Source organism: Aridibaculum aurantiacum (assembly GCF_017355875.1).
Taxonomy (GTDB): domain Bacteria; phylum Bacteroidota; class Bacteroidia; order Chitinophagales; family Chitinophagaceae; genus Segetibacter; species Segetibacter aurantiacus.
Genome location: NZ_JAFEWC010000001.1, coordinates 1,550,706 through 1,572,500, shown reverse-complemented (window position 1 = coordinate 1,572,500; position 21,795 = coordinate 1,550,706). Strand labels below are relative to the sequence as shown.

The following is a 21,795-nucleotide window of genomic DNA, read 5'->3' as shown; positions in this document are numbered from 1 at the left end:
CAACCATACAAGACCCACATAAAAAAATCCCGCTCATTGAGCGGGATCTATAATTTAAGCGTCCTAAAAACCTATTATGATTTTTTCGCAGCAGCTTTTTTAGTAGCAGCCTTCTTAGGAGCAGCAGCTTTTGCAGCGGCTTTCTTTGGAGCAGCGGCTTTTGCAGCGGCCTTTTTAGGAGCAGCAGCTTTTGCAGCGGCTTTTTTAGGGGCAGCAGCTTTTGCAGCAGCTTTCTTTGGAGCAGCAGCTTTAGCAGCAGCCTTTTTAGGAGCGGCAGCTTTTGCAGCGGCTTTCTTAGGAGCAGCAGCTTTAGCGGCAGCTTTTTTTGGAGCAGCGGCAGCCTTTTTAGGTGCAGCAGCAGCTTTTTTTGCAGCAGCCTTTTTAGGAGCTGCTTTTTTTGCAGTTGCCATGTTTTTAAATTTAATGGTTAGTAAATATGCATTAAAAGTAAAAACTTATTCGGTACTGCCAAAAAATATTTAAGCTGTAGCTTCTACATTAACCACTGATACTGTGGTTCTTTCGTTGCGTCCTTTCCTAAATTCTACCACTCCATCAGTCAATGCGAACAGGGTAAAATCTTTACCTACACCAACGTTTTTACCTGGGTGGTAAGATGTACCACGTTGGCGAACGATGATGTTACCAGCAATAGCAGGTTGTCCACCGTAGATCTTTACGCCCAAGCGCTTGCTTTGTGAATCACGACCGTTCTTTACGGAACCTTCACCTTTTTTGTGAGCCATTGTAAATTATTTTGATATTTTTTGAGATAGTGAGATTTCGGAGCATGCAAAATATCTACATAATAGATAATTCAGCAACCCAAAAATTACGCGATGCTTTCAATTTTTATTTGAGTGTAATGCGTACGATGACCTTTCTTCTTACGGTAACCTTTTCTTCTTTTCATTTTAAAAGCAATTACTTTATCACCTTGAACAAGATCAGCAAGGATCTCGGCGGTAACTTTTGCTTTTACATCTGAACCGGTAGAAAGAGTTCCGTTGTCGTCAGTTAACAGCACATCGCTGAACTCAACTTTATCTCCGGATTTACCTTGCAGGTGAGGTACATACAAGCTTTGTCCAGCTTGAACTTTAAATTGTTGTCCTGCGATTTTAACTACTGCGAACATAACTTTTCCAAAATTAGGAGTGCAAAGGTAAGGGTTTAGCACTTACAAAGAGGGACAAAAGACAAAAAATAATAAAAAAACTAGAAGGATTGGCAGTTCATTTTGTTTCGGCCACTGGTATGGGTGCAAAAATAAACTTTATCAGCTACTGTTTCTCTATTTTTGCCCACCGCTGGTAAAATCCGGCTTGTTGCATGAATCTAAAATCGCTGCTGGCAAAACCTTTTGCCTATTATATATTCAACCAGATAAAAAAAGGAACAGAAACGGCGTTGGCAGACCAGGATGCTATTTTCAAAAACCTGGTAAAGACCGGGCGCAACATTGAATTCGGAAAAGATCATGGTTTTGATGAAATAAAGAATTACGACGATTTCAAAAAGGCTGTTCCTGTACGAGACTACGAGCAGTTGAAGCCATATATAGAAAAGGTAAAGCAGGGTAAGCACAATATATTATGGAAGGGTAAGCCAAGTTATTTTGCGAAAACCAGCGGCACAACCAGTGGAGTTAAATACATACCAATCACTAAAGACTCCATTCCAAACCACATAAATACAGCTCGCAATGCACTGCTGTGCTATATGGCGCAAAGCGGCAACTATGCATTTGCGAGTGGTAAATTGATTTTCCTGAGTGGGTCGCCGGAACTTGAAAGAATAGCGGATATACCAACCGGCAGGTTGAGCGGAATAGTGAATCACCACGTTCCATCTTACTTAAGAACTAACCAACTACCTAGCTACGAAACCAACTGTATAGAAGATTGGGAAACCAAACTGGATAAGATCGTTGACGAGACCATCAACCAGGATATGACGCTTATTAGCGGAATTCCCCCTTGGATGCAGATGTATTTTGATGCATTGGTAAAACGCAGCGGTAAAAAAGTAGGCGAGCTCTTTCCTAACTTTTCTGTCATGGTACAGGGAGGCGTAAACTTTGAACCATACAAGGCGAAACTGTTCGAAAGCATTGGCAGGCCATTAGATACTATTGAACTTTTTCCTGCATCAGAAGGTTTTTTCGCTTTCCAGGATAATTATAAGGAGCCGGGGTTGTTGCTAAATACCAACTCAGGCATATTCTTTGAGTTTATCCCGGCCAACGAAATTTTCAACGAGAACCCTACCAGGCTCAGCCTGAAGGATGTGAAGATCGGCGAGAACTACGCCCTCATTATTAGCAGCAATGCAGGCTTGTGGGCCTATAACATAGGCGATACGGTTAAGTTCATCAGTACATCACCGTACAGGTTGATCGTGTCTGGGCGTATCAAGCATTTTATTTCAGCATTTGGAGAACACGTGATTGGCGAAGAAGTAGAATATGCATTGCTGAATGCCGCTAAAGAAGAAGGCGTGCGTATTATTGAATTTACTGTGGCTCCTTTTATATCTTCTAATGAAGGCAAAAGCTACCACGAGTGGTTTATTGAATTTGAAAACGAGCCGGCAGACCTGAAGGCATTTGCAAAAAAAGTTGATGATAAACTAAGAGGTAAGAATGTATACTACGATGACCTTATTAGCGGTAACATCCTTGAAGTATTGAAGATAACACGGGTAAAGAAGAACGGCTTTATCAATTATATGAAGAGCATTGGCAAATTAGGTGGCCAAAACAAAGTACCCCGGCTGAGCAACGACCGTAAGCTCTCCGATGAGCTACAACCTTTTGTGGTTCATGGAATTCTGTAACAGGTTTATTCATCCATTACCTTTACGAGGCTAAAAACAAAACATGTCGCAAAAAAGAATTGCAATCTTTGGTTCAACTGGTTCTATAGGCACACAAGCCCTTGAAGTTATTGCGGCCAACACTGATAAATTTTCTGTAGAAGTTCTTACAGCTCAAACAAATGACGAGCTGCTGATACAACAAGCATTGCATTTTAACCCCAATGTGGTGGTGATTGGTGATGAGCGGAAATATCAAAAAGTAAAAGACGCGCTTTCTAAAACAGATATAAAAGTATTTACAAGCGAAAGCGCATTGGAAGAGGTGGCGGCTATGGATATTTACGACCTGATGCTGGCTGCGATTGTTGGCTATGCTGGTCTAAAACCTACCTTACAAGCTATTGAAAATGGTAAGCCGGTGGCGCTGGCTAATAAAGAAACGCTGGTAGTGGCCGGCGATATTGTAATGCAGAAGGCGCTGGAAAATCGAGTTCCGGTTATACCTGTTGATAGTGAGCACTCTGCCATCTTTCAATGCCTGGTGGGAGAAACAAGAAATAAGATTGAGAAGGTTATTCTTACTGCAAGTGGCGGACCTTTTCGCGGAAAGAAGCCAAACTTCCTGGTAAATGTGAAGCGCGACCACGCGCTGCAGCACCCTAACTGGACGATGGGCGCCAAAATAACTATTGACAGCGCCACCCTGATGAATAAGGGGCTGGAGATGATTGAAGCGAAATGGCTGTTTAACCTGAAGCCTGACCAGATACAGGTGGTAATTCACCCACAAAGCATTATTCATAGCATGGTGCAGTTTGAGGACGGCAGCCTGAAGGCGCAGATGGGACTGCCTGATATGAAACTGCCGATACAGTACGCACTTGGTTTTCCTTACCGTATACAAAATGATTTTCCACGTTTCAATTTCAAATCTGTTTCTACGCTCACTTTTGAAGAGCCTGATGTAAAAACCTTCAGGAACCTTGGACTTGCAATGGAAGCACTGGCCAAAGGTGGAAACATGCCTTGCATACTAAATGCTGCTAACGAAATAGCGGTTTATGCATTTCTACGTAACCGTATTGGGTTTTTAGATATGACCGAAGTAGTAGAACAAACCATGAACAGGATCAGCTTTATTGAATCCCCTACCTTGGAGGAATATTATGATACAGATGGTGAAGCAAGAAGCTTTGCTGCATCTTTGATACAAATGTAAGTTTGAGGTTGGAGGTTGGATGTTGGAGGTTGGAGGTTAAAGCCTTTCGAATTTTAACTTCTGACTTTGCTCCTGGCAACATAAACATTAGCTGAGCTTTATATACAGGTGGTGCGGAAGGAATGGTGAAATATTCTTTCTTTGCTGCCATTGAAAATAAATGCATGTACTGGGGCTGGCAGTACTACCGTACAAGTGAGTGACACAACGATGTTGAAAAAAGCTCTGCCGTTGGTCACCAAAATAAAATACGCATAACGCGATCACAAAGAATGATGACATTATTAGCGATTGACTGGAGTAGTGTTGCTGTGAAGACAGGACAGTTTATTCTATCGTTTTCTATACTGGTAGTGCTCCACGAGATGGGGCACTTTTTCCCGGCGAAATGGTTTAAGTGCAGGGTCGAAAAGTTCTATCTTTTCTTCAACCCGTACTTTAGTTTGTTTAAAACAAAGCGAGGCGAAACAGAATATGGACTGGGCTGGGTACCATTTGGTGGTTATGTAAAAATAGCCGGCATGGTGGATGAAAGCATGGATAAAGACCAAATGAAGCAGCCACCTCAGCCGTGGGAGTTTAGAAGTAAACCAGCCTGGCAGCGATTGATAATAATGGTAGGCGGTGTATTTGTAAACATTGTGCTTGCTATTGTTCTATTCATAATGATCATGTGGGTGTGGGGCGAAGAATACCTGCCTGCAAAAAATCTTCAATATGGTGTGTATGCTGATAGCCTTGCTACGCAAATAGGCATACGCGATGGTGATAATATAGTAGCCATAGATGGTAAACCTGTTGATAATTTTGGAACCATTCCGGCAGAAATAATATTGAACGATGCGCAGCAAATACAAGTGCAGCGTGATGGCCAGCTGGTAAACCTGCCGGTGCCTGAACACTTCATCAAGAAATTGAACAAAAACAAACTGGAAGGTTTTGTTGATGTTCGTGTTCCTACAGTGGTAGATACCGTGCTGGGCTCAGCAAATTTCATTGAAGGAAAGCTTCAGAAAGATGACCAGATCATTGCCTTCAACGGAACACCTGTACCTTTTTTCCACGACCTGAACAGGATAAAAAAGAACCAGGGAGACAAGGAAGCAACACTTACTGTACTCCGTGGTCAGGATACTGCGCAGGTAAAAGTAAAGCTGAATGATAAAGCATCTATTGGATTTGGCACCAGGTCGCCAGCTGTATTGTTTGGAACCACTACAAAACGCTACACATTTGCACAATCCATTCCTGCTGGCTTCAACAAATGCTTTGAAACGCTTGATAGATACATGACAGGCCTGAAGCAGTTATTCACAGGTAAAGTGAATGCAAGCGACTCTTTGGGAAGTGTGATCAGTATTGGTAATACATTTCCGGGCGTGTGGGATTGGCAGCGGTTCTGGACACTTACCGCTATTTTTTCTATTATTCTTGCGTTCATGAATATCCTTCCTATTCCGGCACTGGATGGTGGACATGCATTGTTTACGCTGGTAGAAATGATCACAGGCCGCAAGCCTAGCGACAAGTTTATGGAATATGCCCAGATGGTGGGCATGATACTCCTGCTTGGACTAATGGCTTATGCGCTTGGCTTAGACTTCTGGAGATTGTTCAAATAACACAGAACCACGATTAATAAGATTAAAAGGATTATGAGGAGAAGGATTCTTCATAATCCTTTTTCGTTTTTGCAGAACCACGATTGAAAGGATTGGAAAGATTATGAGGAAAAGGTCAAATCTTACTTCCTTCCTTCCCACTCAAGAGTAATCAATAGTTCCCACATCCCAATTTCCTCATAATCCTTTCCTTATCCTAAAAATCAAGGTTCCATTCATCATGGTTCCATCTGTATCCCTATCTTCTTCATAAGAATGGATGCATTCAAGCTTTGGCAAATGCCGGTCTTTAACTTATAATCGAAGTATAGCTCCTCTCCTTCTACCTGTACATCAAAATGGTAGTTCTTAATGCTGGTGATATAGGACCGTTCCAGTGCTGCCAGTTCTACATCATGCGTAGCAATGACTGCTACAGCACGCTTGTTTAGCAGCTGCTTTATCAAAGCCTTAGAGCCGGTGTGGCGGTCGAGGGAATTGGTGCCTCTTAATATCTCGTCAAGCAGGATGAACATTTTTTCCTGCGTATTCACTTGCTCTATGATACGCTTCAGCTTTTTTAGTTCTGCATAAAAAGTAGAAGTATTCTCGGCAAGATTATCTGCTATACGCATGCTCGTATATAAGTTCACGGGGCTGAGGGTGAAGGAAGTCGCACATACCGGCGCGCCCATTTGCGCCAGCACAATGTTTACACCTATGCTTCGTAAAAAGGTGCTTTTACCAGCCATGTTAGAACCAGTGATGATGGCCACTCTACCCGTACCTGTTGTACTAAAACTATTGTTTACCCGTACCTTTTCCTTTATCAGCGGGTGGCCTACATCGGTAGCATGTAGAGTAAAATGCTGGTCTACCACTTCAGGGAACACCCATTGAGGATAATTGAAATGTAGTGTAGCTAAAGTAGAAACCACTTCTAACTGCGCCACTGTCTCGAACCAATGTGCTACATCCTGCTTATGCTGTTTACGCCATTTGCGAAGCGCCAGCAATTGCTTCAGATCCCACAGCAGGAATGTGTTTAGCAAAAAGAAAACGAGAATGTTCAACCTGTAGTCAAACCTGTTGAGGATGTTTCTTAACTGGTGGATACTTGCTGACGCTTTGCCTGTAGCCGATAACTGCTGCTGAAAACGCACCAGCAAAGGCGACTGCACCTGCAGGTTTTCAAAATGCCGTAACTGCTGGTTAAGCGTTACTACCTCGTCTACTATTTTAGAAAGTTTACTATAGGTCTCGTTGATGTTTTTGCTAATACTTAAGCCTGTAAAAAAATAAACAAACACCAGCAACGTGAACAACGAAGAATTGATGAATTCAAAACTGTAAGCAGCTACTGTTGCTAAAGTGATAAAAGCATAGATCCACACGATGAATTTCCAGATTGGCTTGCTGTAAGGCATTTTGCTTTGCAGCCAGTTGTGGATGCTACCTTCTGCATGCAACGACAAAGGATTGGCTATGCCTGCAGCCTGGAATTCCTGCCGCCACTGTACCTGCGGAGCCAGCTCCTTTACCGCTTGCTGAACGTACAATATCATTTCTTTATCCAGCGGCGCCAGCAGCCTGTTAGCCAGCAAAGCTTTTCCTTGTTCTGATGTACAACGATCCGTAAATTGGTATAATGAGAATGCACCGAAAAGATCAATATCTGCTGCATAGGCATGGTCATGTGGCTCGTATTGTTTGCCATCATCGCGGTGATCAAAATTATGCTCAAGGATCTTCAGCTCTTCTTCATTAATGGTCAGCATCCTTTCGTTGTGCGCTATCTTTTCGTTGTTCTTCGCATCTATAGCCACTGCTAATAAAAACAAAGCAATACCTGCAGCTATCACCAGCCATCCTGCTAATGTTGAAGATCCAAAAGCATACATAGCCACAGCAAAAGTGATAGCAATAACTGCCAGCCTCAGCCACCCCAACATGCGTCTTTTCTTCTTTAATCCTGCAAGTGCTTCTGCAAAAGATTGTACCCTTTCCTTATAAATTTCTGTCACTTCCATGTTTAGCAAAAAAACTGAAAGATAAACCGATAGCAGGGATTGCAATAGCTGGTGGTATAAACAATAACGATTTGTAGATGGCACAGGTTTTTGGAGAATGTCTAAAAAAAGATCATGGCAAACAACGATGAGGAAATACGATTGGACAAAGGCCCGGAGGCAGCAAATGAACCATTGATGCCAGGCGACAACACCATCAAACCAACAGACTCACCTACTACGACGGATGGTGTAAAATTCTCGGATAATGCTAACCTGGAGCACAACAAAACACCTACTTTGGATAGCGCTCCTGACATACAAGATAAAGAGGGTACAACCGAACAAAAAAGCAGCTAAGCCTTACCAGGCGCGGGTTTGCAAAAAATTTCCAAAAACAGGAACAGAAGCTGCAGAAAGTTTGGCAGGGAAAAACATTGTAGCTAATTTTATTCCTCACCAAAGAAAAAGGAGGTATTCATGTCTACAGATCAGTCATGGGCGCCTTCGGTAACTTTCTAGTTCGCCGAGCTCGTTCAAAAACATATCTGCTAATGCCAAAGAGCATTAGAAAAGCCACCAGCTAATGCATGGTGGCTCTTTTTTTTATTGTAGATGATCTTATGCTTCAGTCGTTACAAATCAGTAGAACTGGATTTTGTTACAGTTACCCTGTCGGTGTGACTGCTAACTGTTCTATCTGAACCACCGCCACGCATTAGTGCTACCAACAGCAGTACAAAAACCGCAATTCCTACTACCCAAACCCATGGAGAGGCATACCAGTTAGATGTGGTAGTTTCTGTACGCGTGATAGATGTTGTTGTTTCAGCAACGCCGCCACCTGAGCCAGAGCCGCCGCCATCCTGGGCCATTAGCAATGCATGTACTATCATTGCGAAAGAAAATGTCATACATGTTTTCAGTGTCATTCCACTAAGATCTTTTTTCATAATAGATATTTTAATTGTTGTACAGAAGCATATATTCAACAACTGAGCCACAAGACTTTAGCGGATTGCCTAATGCGTCAATCCACAGATTTTACCTTTTACCAACCCAATGATGTGGCCTAACAAGTTTTTACCAATTAGAAAAGATGGTATTTGCTCTCATGTTATATTTGATGCTCAAGCCATCTTCAACCGGCTTTTTATCATGAAGCACCTCCAGTCCCGAATCCTTTTATTAGCACTGACTTTTATTTGTTCTGCAAATTCTTTTGCCCAAGTTGACACTTCGTTACTTTCGGCCAAACTAGAGCAGGTAAAATCGCAACTGGGAAAGAATATTGTTTTTGCATTGTACAAAGACGGAAAGATCGAGTACAAGAAAGAAAGTGGCGACTTCAATATGAAAATCCAGCAGCCGATCAATGCGAGCAGCCAGTGGCTGACAGCTGCACTTGTGATGACCTTTGTACAGGAAGGAAAGATATCGCTGGATGATAAAGTGAGCGACTACCTGCCCATCTTCAGCAAGTATTACAAAAGCTATATTACCATCCGCCACTGCCTTACCCACTATACAGGCATACAAAGCGAAGGTGTAACACGCCTTACCAGCAGCCGCCGCTATAGCAGCCTTGAAGAAGAGGTAAATGATTTTGCATCTAAAAAAGATATACAAACCAATGCAGGTACCGAATTCAGGTATAGCAACATTGGTTTAAACATAGCAGCGCGTGTGCTGGAGGTAGTTACCAAACGTACTTTCGACAGGCTAATGCAGGAGCGCATCACACGTCCCTTGGGCATGCGGGCAACCACATTTGCAAGCGATAACTATGACCTTGCCTTTAACCCATCTGGTGGCGCCAGGAGTACGCCTGCAGATATGGTCAACTTCCTTTCTATGCTACTGCAGAAAGGCAAGTTCAAAGACAAGCAAATCCTTTCAGAAGAATCTGTAGCCATGATGCATGAACTGCAGGCATCTGCCATTCCGGCAAAAAATGCACCTAAAACCACTGAAGGCTGGAGCTATGGACTTGGCACCTGGATCATGGAAACATCAGCAAAAGGAAGCGCTTCTATTGTTACCGTTCCTTCGCTTGCTGGCACCTGGCCAGTGCTTGACCTTTGCCGCGGTTATGCATTTATCCTGTTCACAAAAGAACTATCATCGGAGCCGGCGCGCAATGTGTACATGAACATCAAGAACATTATTGATGATGCGCTGCCTGCTAATCATTGTAAATAATCTTCTTTAAAACTCCATATCTCCTCCGTCTGGCTCATCAGCAGAGCGGCGGCCCCTGTCGCGGCGCAGCGAGAAGTTTGGATTACCAAAACGGTAACTAAACACCAGCCTAAAGTTGCGGACATTCCAGCGGCGGTACGAGTCCTGGTAAAAGTTTTCGGTATCGTAAATGGTTCCAAAACGCCTGTGGTTGAAGACGTCGTTGATGTTAAATGTGATGGACCCTTTTCGTTTCAATACTTCCTTACGCAGGGCAAAATCAACCGAATACTGCTCTTTACGTAAACCTTGTGGTATCACTTCAGGCGATTCATATTGGCCGGTAAGCTGGAAGCTAAGATTGTTCAACAGCGGAGCACGTTCAGTTACTATTTTATAATTAATGATCAGCTTCGAGTTCCAGTTAAAACCTTCATTACTCAAGTCGTTGTTGAGGTTGTTACTGTTGTTGCTCGATGCATTCACATTCCTGTACTGGAGATTAAGCGTAGGCACAATATCAAAGTTTTGCGCCAGCTGTTGCTGAAGTGTAAATTCTGCACCTATCCTATTAGAAGTATTAGCATTGATGAACGTGTTCAAAATAGCATTAGGCTCTATGGCTGCATTGTTAAGCTGCTGGTATTGAGCGGCCGTAATAGTATCACTAAACTGCGTGATCTCACCCTGGCTATTGCGCCAGTAAAGCACACCCAAGAAGTTTCCTCCTTTATATCCTTTGCTGTAGTTTAACTCGTACGAATTGGTGAATACCGGGCGCAGCTGTGGGTTTCCCTGCTGAAGATTTACCGGGTCGCTAATATCAATGAATGGATTCAGCTGACGGAAACCTGGCCTGCGTATACGCCTTGAATAATTCAGCTGCAGGTCTTGTCTTTCACCTATAGTTTTAGTTAGGTATATACTAGGAAAAAGTGCATCCCAAAGATTGCGCAGCGAAGCAGGATATTTGTATCCAAACTGCTGGTTGCGGTCAAGCAGCTCGCCCTGGAAATCCGATTGTTCGGCGCGTAAACCTAGTTGATATGCAAAAGTGTTCACTTTATTGCTGTAGGTGATATATGCTGCGTTCACCACTTCTTTGTAACGGTAGTGGTTGCTCAGCGGAAGCTTTACCTCGCTACCTGTAGAACCTACAGAAAACGCATCGAACAAGCTAGTGAAGTTGCTGATGAAGGTGCGAGCTCCTGTTTCTATCTTACCGTTCTCTCCTACCGGGTTCACATAATCCAGCTGAACGGTCAGCTGGTCATTGTCGCCCAGGCCATCGTTCCTTACGCGGTTAGGTGAGGCTGAAGGCAAACCATTAGGAAAAGTATAGGTATTCAATATGGTTGAAAATGTGTTCCGGCTTCCAAAGTTGTAATTCACATCGGCAGATATCTGCTTGCCTTGCTTTGCAAACTTGTGCGTGTAAATGAACTGTGTATTATTGCGGGTAAAATCAGAATTGCTAATAGCCAGCCTTTCTCCCAGCTGGTAGATCCGGTTGTTTACATCCCTGAATTCCTGGTCCTGATCTTCATCACTGTCGAACCTGCCACGAACCAGGTTTTGCGAAAGTGTAATAGTATTTCTATTGTCGAGGAAAAAGTCAAAGCCAAAACGCACAGAGTAAAAACGTCTCAATCTGTCTGTGTTGGAAAACTGGTTGAAGTAATCAGTTATCCTGCCGTTCCGCTTGTTTTGCCTAAAAGTTTCACCAGACGCTATACCACCGGATTGATTAAAGTTTCCACTGGCGAAGAAATTGAACTTGCCCTGCCTCAAGTTGAGCGCAAGGTTACCTGTAAGCACTTTAGGATATCCCGCACCTGCTGATACCGTTCCATTCAAACCAAGGGTGCGGTTCTTTTTTAAAACCACGTTTATGATACCACCCGTACTTGCGGCATCAAATTTTGCCGAAGGATTGGTTATTAGCTCCACGCTCTCAATGTTATCAGAAGGTATCTGGTCAAGTGTAAGAATGGTTGGGCGGCCATCTACAAATATCTGCGGCGAGCTATTACGCAGTTGCACATTGCCCTCCACATCCACCGTAACAGATGGAATATTGCGCATTACATCCACGGCAGTACCACCAGTAGCGGTTATGTTTCTTTCTACATTGTATACTTTTCTATCTATTCCTATCTGCGCCGGAGGCGTGGCGGTAGTGGTAACGGTTACATTCTGCAGCACCTGTGCTTCCTGCTCTATCCTTATGTTGCCCATGTCTTTTTCACCATCACTTAGTTCTACCTGGTTGATGAGTATGGATTCTTCTACCCTACCAAAACCAATAGCGGTTACAACAAGCCTGTAATTATTGTTCAATAAAATATTCTCGAAGCTAAAATCACCATTTGGCCGGGTAAGCATACCGGTAATCAGCGAGTCGCCCTGCCTTTGAAAATTCTCATCAAATTTTGCAATGATGATCTGCACGGAAGCAGCTTCCACACCCCTATTACGCGCATCTACTACCTTACCTATTATACGTCCTACTACCCGCCTTTCACCTGCAGTTACACCTGTAGGATCTTGCGAAAAAACGCTGGTCAAAGAAAATAGTGTAATTATCAAAAAGTAAAACTTTCTCATGTCTATTATATTACCTGTACTATACGGCTGATTTACCTGTAAACCTGTGCAGGCCTAAAAATCATGCCTTTCGGCATGGGCGACTGCAATCTTCAGTTCACCGATTTTCTTCAATCTTTTGTCGGCAAAAATGAAAAACAATAACTGCAAGAGGAGGAAACACTTCTACAAGACATCGATCAAAGAAGGTTCTTTAAGATCTTACTGTTAGCAGTAGCATGCTTCTTTAAAAGCACTTCGCTGAAAATATCGCCTGTTTTCTCAAGTCGCTTCAAGATTGTATTGATATTGAACTGAAGCGGGTCGAGCCCCAGCTTGATCTCGCTCCATTTGAGTGGAGTAGAAACAGAAGGCTGATGAAACGGCCGCACCGAATAAGGTGCAGCTACGGTATCGGCTTCATCATTTTGATTTGGATCAAGGTAAAGCCTGTTCCCCCGTTGGGAAACACTTATTTCTGTAGTAGTAAATGAAGAAGTAAGGCTATGAATTTCTGCGCAAATATTTTCGGCTATGGAACGCGCTTCAGGAAAAGTGAAGCCGCGGCACGGCAGGTAAATATGAATTCCTGTTTTACCGGATGTTTTTGCAAAACCCTTTATCTTTTGCTTCTGCAGGTAATCTTTGGCAGCAAGTGCAGCTTCTATTGCTTTAGAAAAATCATCGTCTGAAGGATCCAGATCAATAATAATGTAATCAGGGTGCAAGTGATCGTGTATGGTTGCCGTCCACGGGTTTACGTCTATACATCCAAGATTGATCATGTATAAAAGTGTTGCTTCATTTTGGCAAACCAGGTAGTCTATGATGTCGCGCCTGTCCTTCTTTTTATGTTTACGCTCTATAGAAAATATCTCTGCCCAACCGGGCTGGTTATTCTCCATGTCTTTGATATAAAAACCCGGGCGTGTAGCACCATGAAGCTTTATATGCAGCGATTGCGGACGATCTTTTACATGCGGCAAAATATAAGGAGCCACATGATGATAGTATTCTATCAGCTGCGCCTTTGTAACATCTTTCCATAGCTTATGCTCCACGTTGGTTAGCAGCACCGGCAACTCATCTATAAGCACCTCAGATTGCGATGTTATCTTTTGCTCTTTAATCAATGACCAGTTGCTATCAACCTGTACTTCTACATCTTTCTTTACAGGTGATGTTTTTACAACTTTCCTTTCCTCTTTAATAGATAAAGGCTCTTCTTTTACAACTTCAGTAGCGGGTTTATCGGTGCGCAAACCAAGAAAAGTAGCGGGCTTACGAATCTTGCCACCTTTGGTAAATGTGGCATACTTGATAACTGCAACCAGCTGTGGTTTTACCCAATGCGGTGTGGTAGAATGATCAACATCGTTTACAAAAGGCTTCTTCCTTATCTCCAGCTTTTTCAGCTGCTGGAATAACTCCGGCATCTCTGCTTCTTTGAAACCACCACCTGCGTGGCCAACAAAATGCAGCTGCCCATTATCATAATGACCAAACAGCAAAGACCTGAAAAGCCTTCCACTGTCAGACTCTGTCCAGCCTCCTATAACAAATTCCTGCCTTACATGTGTTGGCAGCTTCAGCCAATGTTTACTTCTTTTAGCTGGCTGGTAAATGCTATCTCTCTTCTTAGCAACAATGCCTTCTAAACCTAGTTGCTTTACCTGTGCAAGCAGCGACTCACCATCATCAAAATGATCGCTATACTTCAGCACATCGCTTGCTGGCAGCAATTGCTGCAATAGTTCCTTTCTTTCAACAAGCGTTAGTCCTGTTACGTCATATCCATCCACCCACAAAAGATCGAAAACATAATACGCCAGGTGCTCCTCACCTTTGTATGCCTGCAGTGCATCAAAATCAGGCTTACCTTCTTTATCCAAAACCACCACTTCACCATCCAGCACAACATCTACCGGTAAGGCTGCCAGCTCATCTACCAGCACAGGATAGTAACGGCTGTAGTCTAAGCCACTCCTGGTAAGCAAGCTTACCTTCTTGTTCTTTTTAGTTCCAAGTATCCTGTAGCCGTCCCACTTCACTTCGTAAAGCCATTCATCATCATTCATAACATCTTTCACCAGTGTGGCTAGCATAGGTTGTGGCCTGGCAGGAAAGGCTGATTTCCTTCCTGATTTCAGTAATGCTTCATCTAAAACCGCAACGGCAGTTTCTTCTTCTTTCTCTTCTTTCAAGCTGCCATTTGGATTGCGGTTACTCTGCCATTGTGCAGCATTTTTCTTTGCAGCCATTTGCTCAACGGTAAGGCCAGACTTAATGGATTTATCTTGTTTGGTAACATCTACAGCAGAGGCATATTCATCTTTTATTTTTATAAGAAACCATGCATTGTCCTGTTCTTTTTCCGGTGCCTTAACCAGGGCAAAATCACCTTGTAGCTTTTTGCCATACAGCCTTAGTTTCAGTGATCCTTTATAGAAATTGGAAAGCAATTCCTTTTCCTGTTGCTTTTTGCTTTTGCCTATAGCACTGGTCAGTTCGTATGTACCTTCATCCCAAATGATAACAGCACCTGCACCATAATTCCCTTTAGGTATGATGCCTTCAAAATTTTTGTAGTCATAAGGATGATCTTCCACCATCATTGCCAGCCGCCTGTCATTGGGATTAAGTGAAGGTCCTTTGGGTACTGCCCAACTTTTTAAGACGCCTCTCATCTCGAGCCTGAAGTCGTAATGCAGGTGTGAAGCCGCATGTTTCTGCACTACAAAAGTCAATGCAGGTTCATCACTTTTACCACCTGTAGGTTCAGGCGTTTTTTCAAATTTCCGTTTCTGCTTGTACTTCTCCAGGCTCATAATTACATGCAGAAGTGGCAAAACTATGCCACTGCATTAGGGTACAATTATTTTAAAGATCTGCAACATGCAATTCTTTTTAGCTATAGTACTACCACCGGAGATTTCGCAGGCTATACTACGCATTCAACAGCAGTATGGAGATAATCGCACGGAACCACATATAACGCTGCGACCACCCGTATTGCTGACAGACCAGCATCAATGGCTACAGGCAATACATAAAGTTGCACAAGCCTTCCCTACGTTTGATGTACACCTAACCGGCACCGGCAACTTTGGAAAAAGAGTGTTGTTCATTAAAAGTGAAAGCACAGAGCTATATCAATTGGAAAGGTCACTTGTACCTGCAATAGAACCTTATGAACAAGCCACAGGAAAAAAGGATCAGCCGTTTCACGCACACCTGACGCTGGGAAGATTGAATGTTGGCTTCTCGCCAAAAGCATTGGAAGAGATGAAGCAACTGGCAAATGAGATGCTGGCTACACCCATAGTTTTTGAAGCCAGTTTTATAAGAATATTTTATAAGCCGTCAGTAAAAGAGCGTTATAAAGTCTTTGAAGATGTTCCTCTGAAGCGTGCATAAAAATTGTTTCTACTTTCTCCATGTAAAGAAAAAAGTACTGCCTGAACCGGGCTCACTCTCTACCCATATTCTTCCGCCCTGCTCTTCTACCAGCAGCTTGATGATGTTCAATCCTACTCCTGTACTACTCTCAGATGCTGCTTTATTTTCTGTCACTTCAAATAGTTTAAATATCCTGCTCTCATCTACCTGCCTGATGCCGGGACCATTATCGCGCACATAGAACTCGTAAAAATCTTCTTTCTCAGTTGCACCTATTTCAATTTTACCAGCAGGTTTGTCATTGTATTTTATAGCATTTGAAATGAGATTTTGGATGACCTGCTGGAGCTTTTGTTTTCGTGTACGAAAAACGGGCAGGCTATCTGAAACCGTAATACTAATGTGTTTTGGAGGGAACAATAGAAAGACAACCTGGTTCACCAGTTCGTAAGTATCTACTTCTTCTATTTCTTGTTCATTCAGGCTTTGCCGGCTATAGCGCAATATACTTTCTATCATAGTGGCTAAATGAGTAGAAGACATATACACCATATCAATGCTATCCTGCAGGTCGTTATGCTGGTTTACTACCGGGTGATTTTTTAGGATAGATAAGATGGTAACCACACTTGCCAACGGAGATTTAAGATCGTGTGATGCAACTGATACAAATCTTTCCAGTTGCTTATTTACCTTTTCCAGTTCAATGAGAGATAGCTTCAGCTCTTGCTGTGAGAAATATAGTTTCTCAAATACGTTCACCTTTGCTTTGGTAACATTCACATCCAAAGGTTTCTGCAGGTAATCCACTGCACCTTCTTCAAAACCTTTTAAAATGAATTGCTCTTCTTTATTGATGGCTGTTACAAATATTACTGCTTTCTCTTTTGTTTTCGCATTGGTTTTAAGAATGCGCGCCACTTCATATCCATCCATTCCTGGCATCTGCACATCAAGCATGATCAAACCTATCTGCTCATGTTTCAGCGCAAGCTTTAGTGCATCATTACCATTGTATGCATGAAGAAAATTGCGGTTTGGTGCAGCCAGAATCTCTTCTAACGAAACAATATTCTCCGGCTTATCATCAACCAGTAAAATGGTGAATTCTTTAGGGGCAGTATTCACATTTTTCATTTGAGGTTATTAAGACTTAATAAATAATGAGTGATCTGCTCAGGCGTCATTACCATCGCCTGCTTATTAGCCGAAATAGCAGCCAGGGGCATAGCAGCGAATTCTGCAGTTGAAGGATCTTGTACTATTGCAACTCCTCCATTGCTTATAACAGATCGTAAACCTTCTGTTCCATCGTTATTCGCGCCACTTAACAGTACAGCTATCGTACCAGCTTTATAGATCATTGCAGCACTCTCAAAGGTTACATCTATCGCAGGCCTGCTAAACCTAACAACCTCTGAATAATCAAGGCTGAAGGTTTTATTATCTTCTATCAGCAGGTGATAGTTTTGCGGCGCCAGGTAAATGCAACATTTTTCCACCGGATCTTTATCATCCGGCTCACGTATCTCCTTCTGGTGAAAAGAACTAAGCACCTGCTTCATTTCGCTTACCACATTTCGTTGCCGATGTAATACCAAAACAACAGGCACCTGGAACTCCGATGGCAAAGCTTTCAATATATCAATGAGCACAGGTAAACTTCCTGCGGATCCACCAATCAATAATATCTTATCTGCTACTTCCATTACATTATTCGCCGGTAGATTTTGTTGGACCTGTCTACGTTTGCAAACTTCATTTTTAAATCAGAAAATAAAACCGACTCTTTGATGCCTAATGCAAGATAGCCCAACGGGGAAAGGCTATCGTAAAATAGATTGAGCACCCTGTTCTGCAGATCCTTATTGAAATAGATCAATACATTCCTGCAGCACACCAATTGAAATTCATTGAATACATGATCTGTTACAAGGTTGTGCTGAGAAAAGATCAACTGTTTACGCAGTTCAGCATTGAACACTACATGATCATTATCGGATTTATAATAAGAAGAAAAATCAGCAGTACCTCCCGACTTAATATAATTGGAAGTATAATCCTTTATGTAGGTGGCAGGCACAAGTCCATCTTTAGCCTTTTGAATATTATGTGGATTGATGTCTGTAGCATATATCCTGCTGCGCTGCAACAAGCCAGCTTCGTGAAGTAAAATTGCCATTGAATATACCTCCTCGCCTGAAGAACAACCCGGGTGCCATATTTTGATAACCGGGTAAGAAGCAAGCATAGGAAGAATGTTTTGTCGCAATGAAAGATAAAAGGTTGGATCCCTGAACATCTCCGTTACATTCACCGTTATACGCTGCAACAGGTAATCAAAGAATGTGCGGTCGTTTACAAGCCTGTGCTTTAGATCGAACACCTGACTAATGCCCACATCGCTCATAAACTTTACGATACGCCTGTACATAGATGCTCTTGCATAATTCCTGAAATCGTAGCCATACACGCTATTCAATAGTTCGAGGACATCCTCTACATCCTTTAATGTTATATCTACGGTTTCTTTGTCCATATTATGCAAGCCATACACGCATGAGTGAGATCAACTTTTGTACATCTACAGGTTTGGTTATATAATCGGATGCACCTGCCTGTATACATTTTTCTTTATCCTCGGCCATTGCTTTTGCAGTTAAAGCAATGATCGGAAGATCGTTCAGGTGCAACTGGTTCCTTATTATTCTTGTAGCTTCATAACCATCCATTTCAGGCATCATTACATCCATTAGAACAAGATCTATATTGGCATCTTCCTGTAAACACCTGATAGCTTCTTTACCATCATTTGCTACCATCACTTGCATATCGTGCTGTTCTAATGCGGCATTCAGTGCAAATACGTTTCGCATATCATCATCTACCAATAAGATCTTCTTACCAGCAAGTATGTTTTCAGAAATACCATGAACTACTTCCTGGTTGTTAGCTGGAACTACTGTCTCGTTTACTTTATTCAAGAACAATTCAATTTCATCAATCAACCGCTTCTGGCTATACAACGATTTACGAACAACAACGTCGGCTAGTTTTTTCAGCTCGAGCTCCTTAGCCTGCTGAATATCTTCATCTATATAAACGATAATAGGCACCTGCTGTGGTTGCACCTGTTTATGTAGCCAGTCTAGTTGGTTTATACCTTCTTTGATATTGTTCGAAAGATCAGCTATGATAGTATCATACTTGGTGGCAGAAAGTTTAGCCGCTGCTTGCTGCATAGTGGCCACTATATCGCATTGAACTTTCAGTTTCTTCGATTGCAATAATTGAACGAGCTCTTTACGATTGGCTTCATCTGCAGAAATAAGCAGTACATGTTTTACAGCTTCAGATAGATATTTACCTATATCTGCAAATGCCTTATCTAGATCTGCTGTATTAAAAGGCTTCTTTAAAAATGAGAATGCACCTGTTGCATTTCTTCCATCTTCTAACGAGGAGATTATATGCACCGGGATGTGATGCAGGTCAGGATCGTTCTTAAGCATTCGCAGAACGGTTGCGCCATCCATACCTGGCAATTTCATATCAAGAATGATCACATCCGGCTGATACACTTTCGCATAGTATAAACCTTCATCACCCTGCATGGCCACTATTGCTTTATAATTATTGGCATGTGCATATTCAAATATCATCCTTGCCAATGAAGCATCATCTTCTATAATAAGCATACGCTTATCTCCCTCCATTAGGTGCGCCCTATCGTCTGCTACTTGCTTTTGCTCTGGTATAGCTGCAGGCAGTTGTGGTTTAGCAATAGAAGTGGATGATTGGGCTGTTTCTGCTTTACCAGTTACTGGTATTGTAACAGTAAATGTACTTCCCTCATTTTCGGCACTCTTCAATTCTATTGTACCACCCAAAAGTTCTACCAGCCTGCTTATGATAGACAGACCAAGCCCGGTACCACCAAACTTTCTACTGGTAGAAGAATCTGCTTGTTGAAATGCCTGGAAGATCAATTGTTGTTTGGGTGCAGGAATACCTATACCAGTATCGCTGACAATAAATTTTATAGCTGGCTTATCACCAATTTTACCTGTAGTAGTATGTAAAGAAACAGTTCCTTTTGCAGGTGTGAATTTGAAAGCATTGGATAAAAGGTTGATCAATATTTGCTCTACCTTCTGCTTATCTGTTGTTATCTGTACTGGAACAGATGGATCAGCTTTGATTTCAAATTTCATCTGCTTTTCCTCTGCCACCACATGGAAGAGCTGTTGCATATTAGTGGTGATAGTACTTACATTAACTGGTTCATAAACCAGTTCCATTTTACCTGATTCTATTTTAGAAAGATCTAAAATATCATTAATGAGTTGTAGCAGATCGCTACCTGATTTATGGATGATCTTAGCATGCGAAACTTGTTTTTCAGTAAGATTATTTGCTGCATTTTCAGCTAACAATTTTGCCAGTATCAGTATGCTGTTCAATGGTGTTCGTAACTCATGCGACATATTCGCAAGGAAGTCCGTTTTGTACCTGCTGATGCTTTCCAGCTCTTTGGCCTTCACTGCAAGCGATTGCCGCGCTGTTTCAACTGCATGATTCTTTGCTTCCAGTTCAGCATTTATTTGTCGTAGTTCTTCTTCCTGCACACGCAGTTCCTCTTCAGATGCCTGCAGTACTTCTGCCTGCTGATTTAGCTCTTCATTTATTTGTCGCAGTTCTTCTTGCTGGTGTTCGAGTTCTTTCTTTTGCTTTTGTACCTGCTCAAGCAACTTAAGTACATGATCGCGGGCTTGCGAAGAATCTATAGCTACGGCTATATTCTTCTTCACCACATCCAGCAGCTTGTATTCGTTCTTGGAAACGTGATTAAACCAACAAAGCTCAACTATAGCTTTAGTTTCTCCGTCTAAGATAACAGGTACAAAAGCTGCGACTGATGGAGTGACTTTTAAAGTACCTGCTTCAACCACCAACTGTAGTTCTGAGGCATCTTTAATGATCAAAGGCACATCGGCTGCAGCAGCTTGCCCCACTAATCCCTCATGCAAAGCATAGCTTTCTTTTGCCCCGGCTGGTAATGCATACGCTGCTGTAAGTGTTAATTGATGGTCGTCTGCATTATAAACATAGATAGCACCTGAATCAACCTGCAGGTACGACTGTAAAGCATTAAGTATAGACTCAGAAAGTTCTTTTAAACTATTGGTGCCATGTAATGAATTATTCACTTCTGCTACCCCTGCAAGTAACCAGTTCTGGTTGGCAATCTCCTGGTTTACGATCAACAGGTCTTCGTTGTTTTTTTGCGTTTGCGCCTCTGCCTTTCGCCTTGTTCTAAACTCGTGAACGATCTTAAAGATCAGGGAAACAACAATGAGAAGAATAAGGAAGATACAAACGATCAAAGTTGCTGTTGATCGATCAATCCTTTTATGGGAAAGCTTTTCGTGGTATTCAAGTTCTTGTTTTTGCTCACGCAAAATGGTAGAAACAGCAGCACGTACATCATCCATCAATATCTTCTCCCGGTTCATTGTTTGTACAATGTCTTCTTTCGTATACTTACTGGCATCTCCACTTAATGAAGCCCAGAAGTTCAAGAGTGTATCCACCTCTTGTTTTAAACCTTTTACCCTTGCAAGTAAAGCCTGGTCAGCTGAGGCCAAAATCTTCAATGTATCAAAAGCGGGATCTATATTTTGTATGCCTTGAAAATATGACTGAAGAAACTTGCGGTCATTTGTACTTCTAAAACCTCTTCTACCGGTTTCCATATCAATTAGAAGCGTTTGTATATAAGCGGCCTGGTTTACTATGTCGTACTTATGATTCACCAGTTGTGCCTGTTGTTCCTGGTGCCTGAATGTTAGCAGAGAAATGACACCTACTCCTAACACCAATATGATCGCTAATGCAAATCCAGCTTTCAAACTTCTACCTAAAGAAAAACTATCTAATCTCATGAATATATCTTCTACTGAATATAAAAGTACAACCC

17 protein-coding genes are annotated in these 21,795 nt (G+C 42.2%); 7 read left to right on the top strand and 10 right to left on the bottom strand.

What is annotated here, in order from left to right; translation table 11 throughout:
• Positions 1 to 36 precede the first annotated feature (36 nt).
• Entirely contained in the window at positions 37 to 483 is a 447-nt protein-coding gene (locus J4N22_RS06540; RefSeq protein ID WP_207493026.1) for a hypothetical protein, read from the top strand.
• Here the strand turns inward: J4N22_RS06540 and rpmA are convergent.
• Entirely contained in the window at positions 480 to 746 is a 267-nt protein-coding gene (rpmA, locus tag J4N22_RS06535; RefSeq protein WP_207493024.1) for a 50S ribosomal protein L27, read from the bottom strand. The two genes, J4N22_RS06540 and rpmA, sit on opposite strands and share 4 nt — an antisense overlap.
• An 86-nt stretch (positions 747 to 832) precedes the next feature.
• Complete coding sequence (rplU, locus tag J4N22_RS06530) at positions 833 to 1,138, bottom strand: 50S ribosomal protein L21 (protein WP_207493022.1); 306 nt, start codon at positions 1,136 to 1,138, stop codon at positions 833 to 835.
• A gap of 194 nt (positions 1,139 to 1,332) precedes the next feature.
• Between rplU and J4N22_RS06525 the strand changes: the two genes are divergently transcribed.
• The 3 genes from J4N22_RS06525 (at position 1,333) to rseP (ending at position 5,661) form a co-directional block, all read left to right on the top strand.
• Positions 1,333 to 2,838 (top strand): GH3 auxin-responsive promoter family protein, encoded by a 1,506-nt coding sequence (locus tag J4N22_RS06525; RefSeq protein WP_207493020.1) that lies wholly within the window; start codon positions 1,333 to 1,335, stop codon positions 2,836 to 2,838.
• Positions 2,839 to 2,881: 43 nt separating this feature from the next.
• On the top strand, positions 2,882 to 4,039 hold the full coding sequence (locus tag J4N22_RS06520; RefSeq protein WP_207493017.1) for a 1-deoxy-D-xylulose-5-phosphate reductoisomerase: 1,158 nt from the start codon (positions 2,882 to 2,884) through the stop codon (positions 4,037 to 4,039).
• Between the two features lie 272 nt (positions 4,040 to 4,311).
• Positions 4,312 to 5,661 carry an RIP metalloprotease RseP gene (gene rseP, locus J4N22_RS06515; protein WP_242692079.1) on the top strand — a complete coding sequence of 450 codons (1,350 nt, stop codon included), beginning with the start codon at positions 4,312 to 4,314 and terminating at the stop codon, positions 5,659 to 5,661.
• A gap of 218 nt (positions 5,662 to 5,879) precedes the next feature.
• On the opposite strand, the gene J4N22_RS06510 is transcribed toward rseP, so the two are convergent.
• Positions 5,880 to 7,670: a MutS family DNA mismatch repair protein gene (locus tag J4N22_RS06510; RefSeq protein WP_207493014.1), complete on the bottom strand. Its 1,791-nt coding sequence runs from the start codon at positions 7,668 to 7,670 to the stop codon at positions 5,880 to 5,882.
• Positions 7,671 to 7,784: 114 nt separating this feature from the next.
• On the opposite strand from J4N22_RS06510, the gene J4N22_RS06505 reads away from it, so the two are divergent.
• A complete protein-coding gene (locus J4N22_RS06505) occupies positions 7,785 to 8,009 on the top strand; it encodes a hypothetical protein (protein ID WP_207493009.1) in 225 nt (74 codons plus the stop codon).
• Between the two features lie 275 nt (positions 8,010 to 8,284).
• On the opposite strand, the gene J4N22_RS06500 is transcribed toward J4N22_RS06505, so the two are convergent.
• Positions 8,285 to 8,602: a hypothetical protein gene (locus tag J4N22_RS06500; protein WP_207493003.1), complete on the bottom strand. Its 318-nt coding sequence runs from the start codon at positions 8,600 to 8,602 to the stop codon at positions 8,285 to 8,287.
• Between the two features lie 205 nt (positions 8,603 to 8,807).
• On the opposite strand from J4N22_RS06500, the gene J4N22_RS06495 reads away from it, so the two are divergent.
• On the top strand, positions 8,808 to 9,851 hold the full coding sequence (locus J4N22_RS06495) for a serine hydrolase domain-containing protein (RefSeq protein WP_207492999.1): 1,044 nt from the start codon (positions 8,808 to 8,810) through the stop codon (positions 9,849 to 9,851).
• A 6-nt stretch (positions 9,852 to 9,857) separates the two neighbouring features.
• Here J4N22_RS06495 and J4N22_RS06490 read toward each other — a convergent pair whose 3' ends face one another.
• Both J4N22_RS06490 and ligD read right to left on the bottom strand, forming a co-directional pair.
• Entirely contained in the window at positions 9,858 to 12,437 is a 2,580-nt protein-coding gene (locus J4N22_RS06490) for a TonB-dependent receptor (protein ID WP_207492995.1), read from the bottom strand.
• Positions 12,438 to 12,616: 179 nt separating this feature from the next.
• Positions 12,617 to 15,244: a DNA ligase D gene (gene ligD, locus J4N22_RS06485; RefSeq protein ID WP_207492986.1), complete on the bottom strand. Its 2,628-nt coding sequence runs from the start codon at positions 15,242 to 15,244 to the stop codon at positions 12,617 to 12,619.
• Between the two features lie 67 nt (positions 15,245 to 15,311).
• Between ligD and J4N22_RS06480 the strand changes: the two genes are divergently transcribed.
• On the top strand, positions 15,312 to 15,833 hold the full coding sequence (locus tag J4N22_RS06480) for a 2'-5' RNA ligase family protein (RefSeq protein ID WP_207492985.1): 522 nt from the start codon (positions 15,312 to 15,314) through the stop codon (positions 15,831 to 15,833).
• A gap of 9 nt (positions 15,834 to 15,842) precedes the next feature.
• On the opposite strand, the gene J4N22_RS06475 is transcribed toward J4N22_RS06480, so the two are convergent.
• Genes J4N22_RS06475 through J4N22_RS06460 form a run of 4 tightly spaced genes read right to left on the bottom strand, consistent with a single transcriptional unit; the run spans position 15,843 to position 21,760 of the window.
• Positions 15,843 to 16,952, bottom strand: coding sequence for a hybrid sensor histidine kinase/response regulator (locus J4N22_RS06475; RefSeq protein WP_207492983.1), 1,110 nt, complete (start codon positions 16,950 to 16,952; stop codon positions 15,843 to 15,845).
• On the bottom strand, positions 16,949 to 17,524 hold the full coding sequence (locus tag J4N22_RS06470) for a chemotaxis protein CheB (RefSeq protein WP_207492981.1): 576 nt from the start codon (positions 17,522 to 17,524) through the stop codon (positions 16,949 to 16,951). Before J4N22_RS06470 ends, J4N22_RS06475 begins: the two co-directional genes overlap by 4 nt.
• On the bottom strand, positions 17,524 to 18,354 hold the full coding sequence (locus J4N22_RS06465) for a CheR family methyltransferase (RefSeq protein ID WP_207492979.1): 831 nt from the start codon (positions 18,352 to 18,354) through the stop codon (positions 17,524 to 17,526). The genes J4N22_RS06470 and J4N22_RS06465 overlap by 1 nt, the downstream gene beginning before the upstream one ends.
• 1 nt (position 18,355) lies before the next feature.
• Positions 18,356 to 21,760, bottom strand: coding sequence for a response regulator (locus J4N22_RS06460; RefSeq protein WP_207492977.1), 3,405 nt, complete (start codon positions 21,758 to 21,760; stop codon positions 18,356 to 18,358).
• Between the last annotated feature and the right edge of the window lie 35 nt (positions 21,761 to 21,795).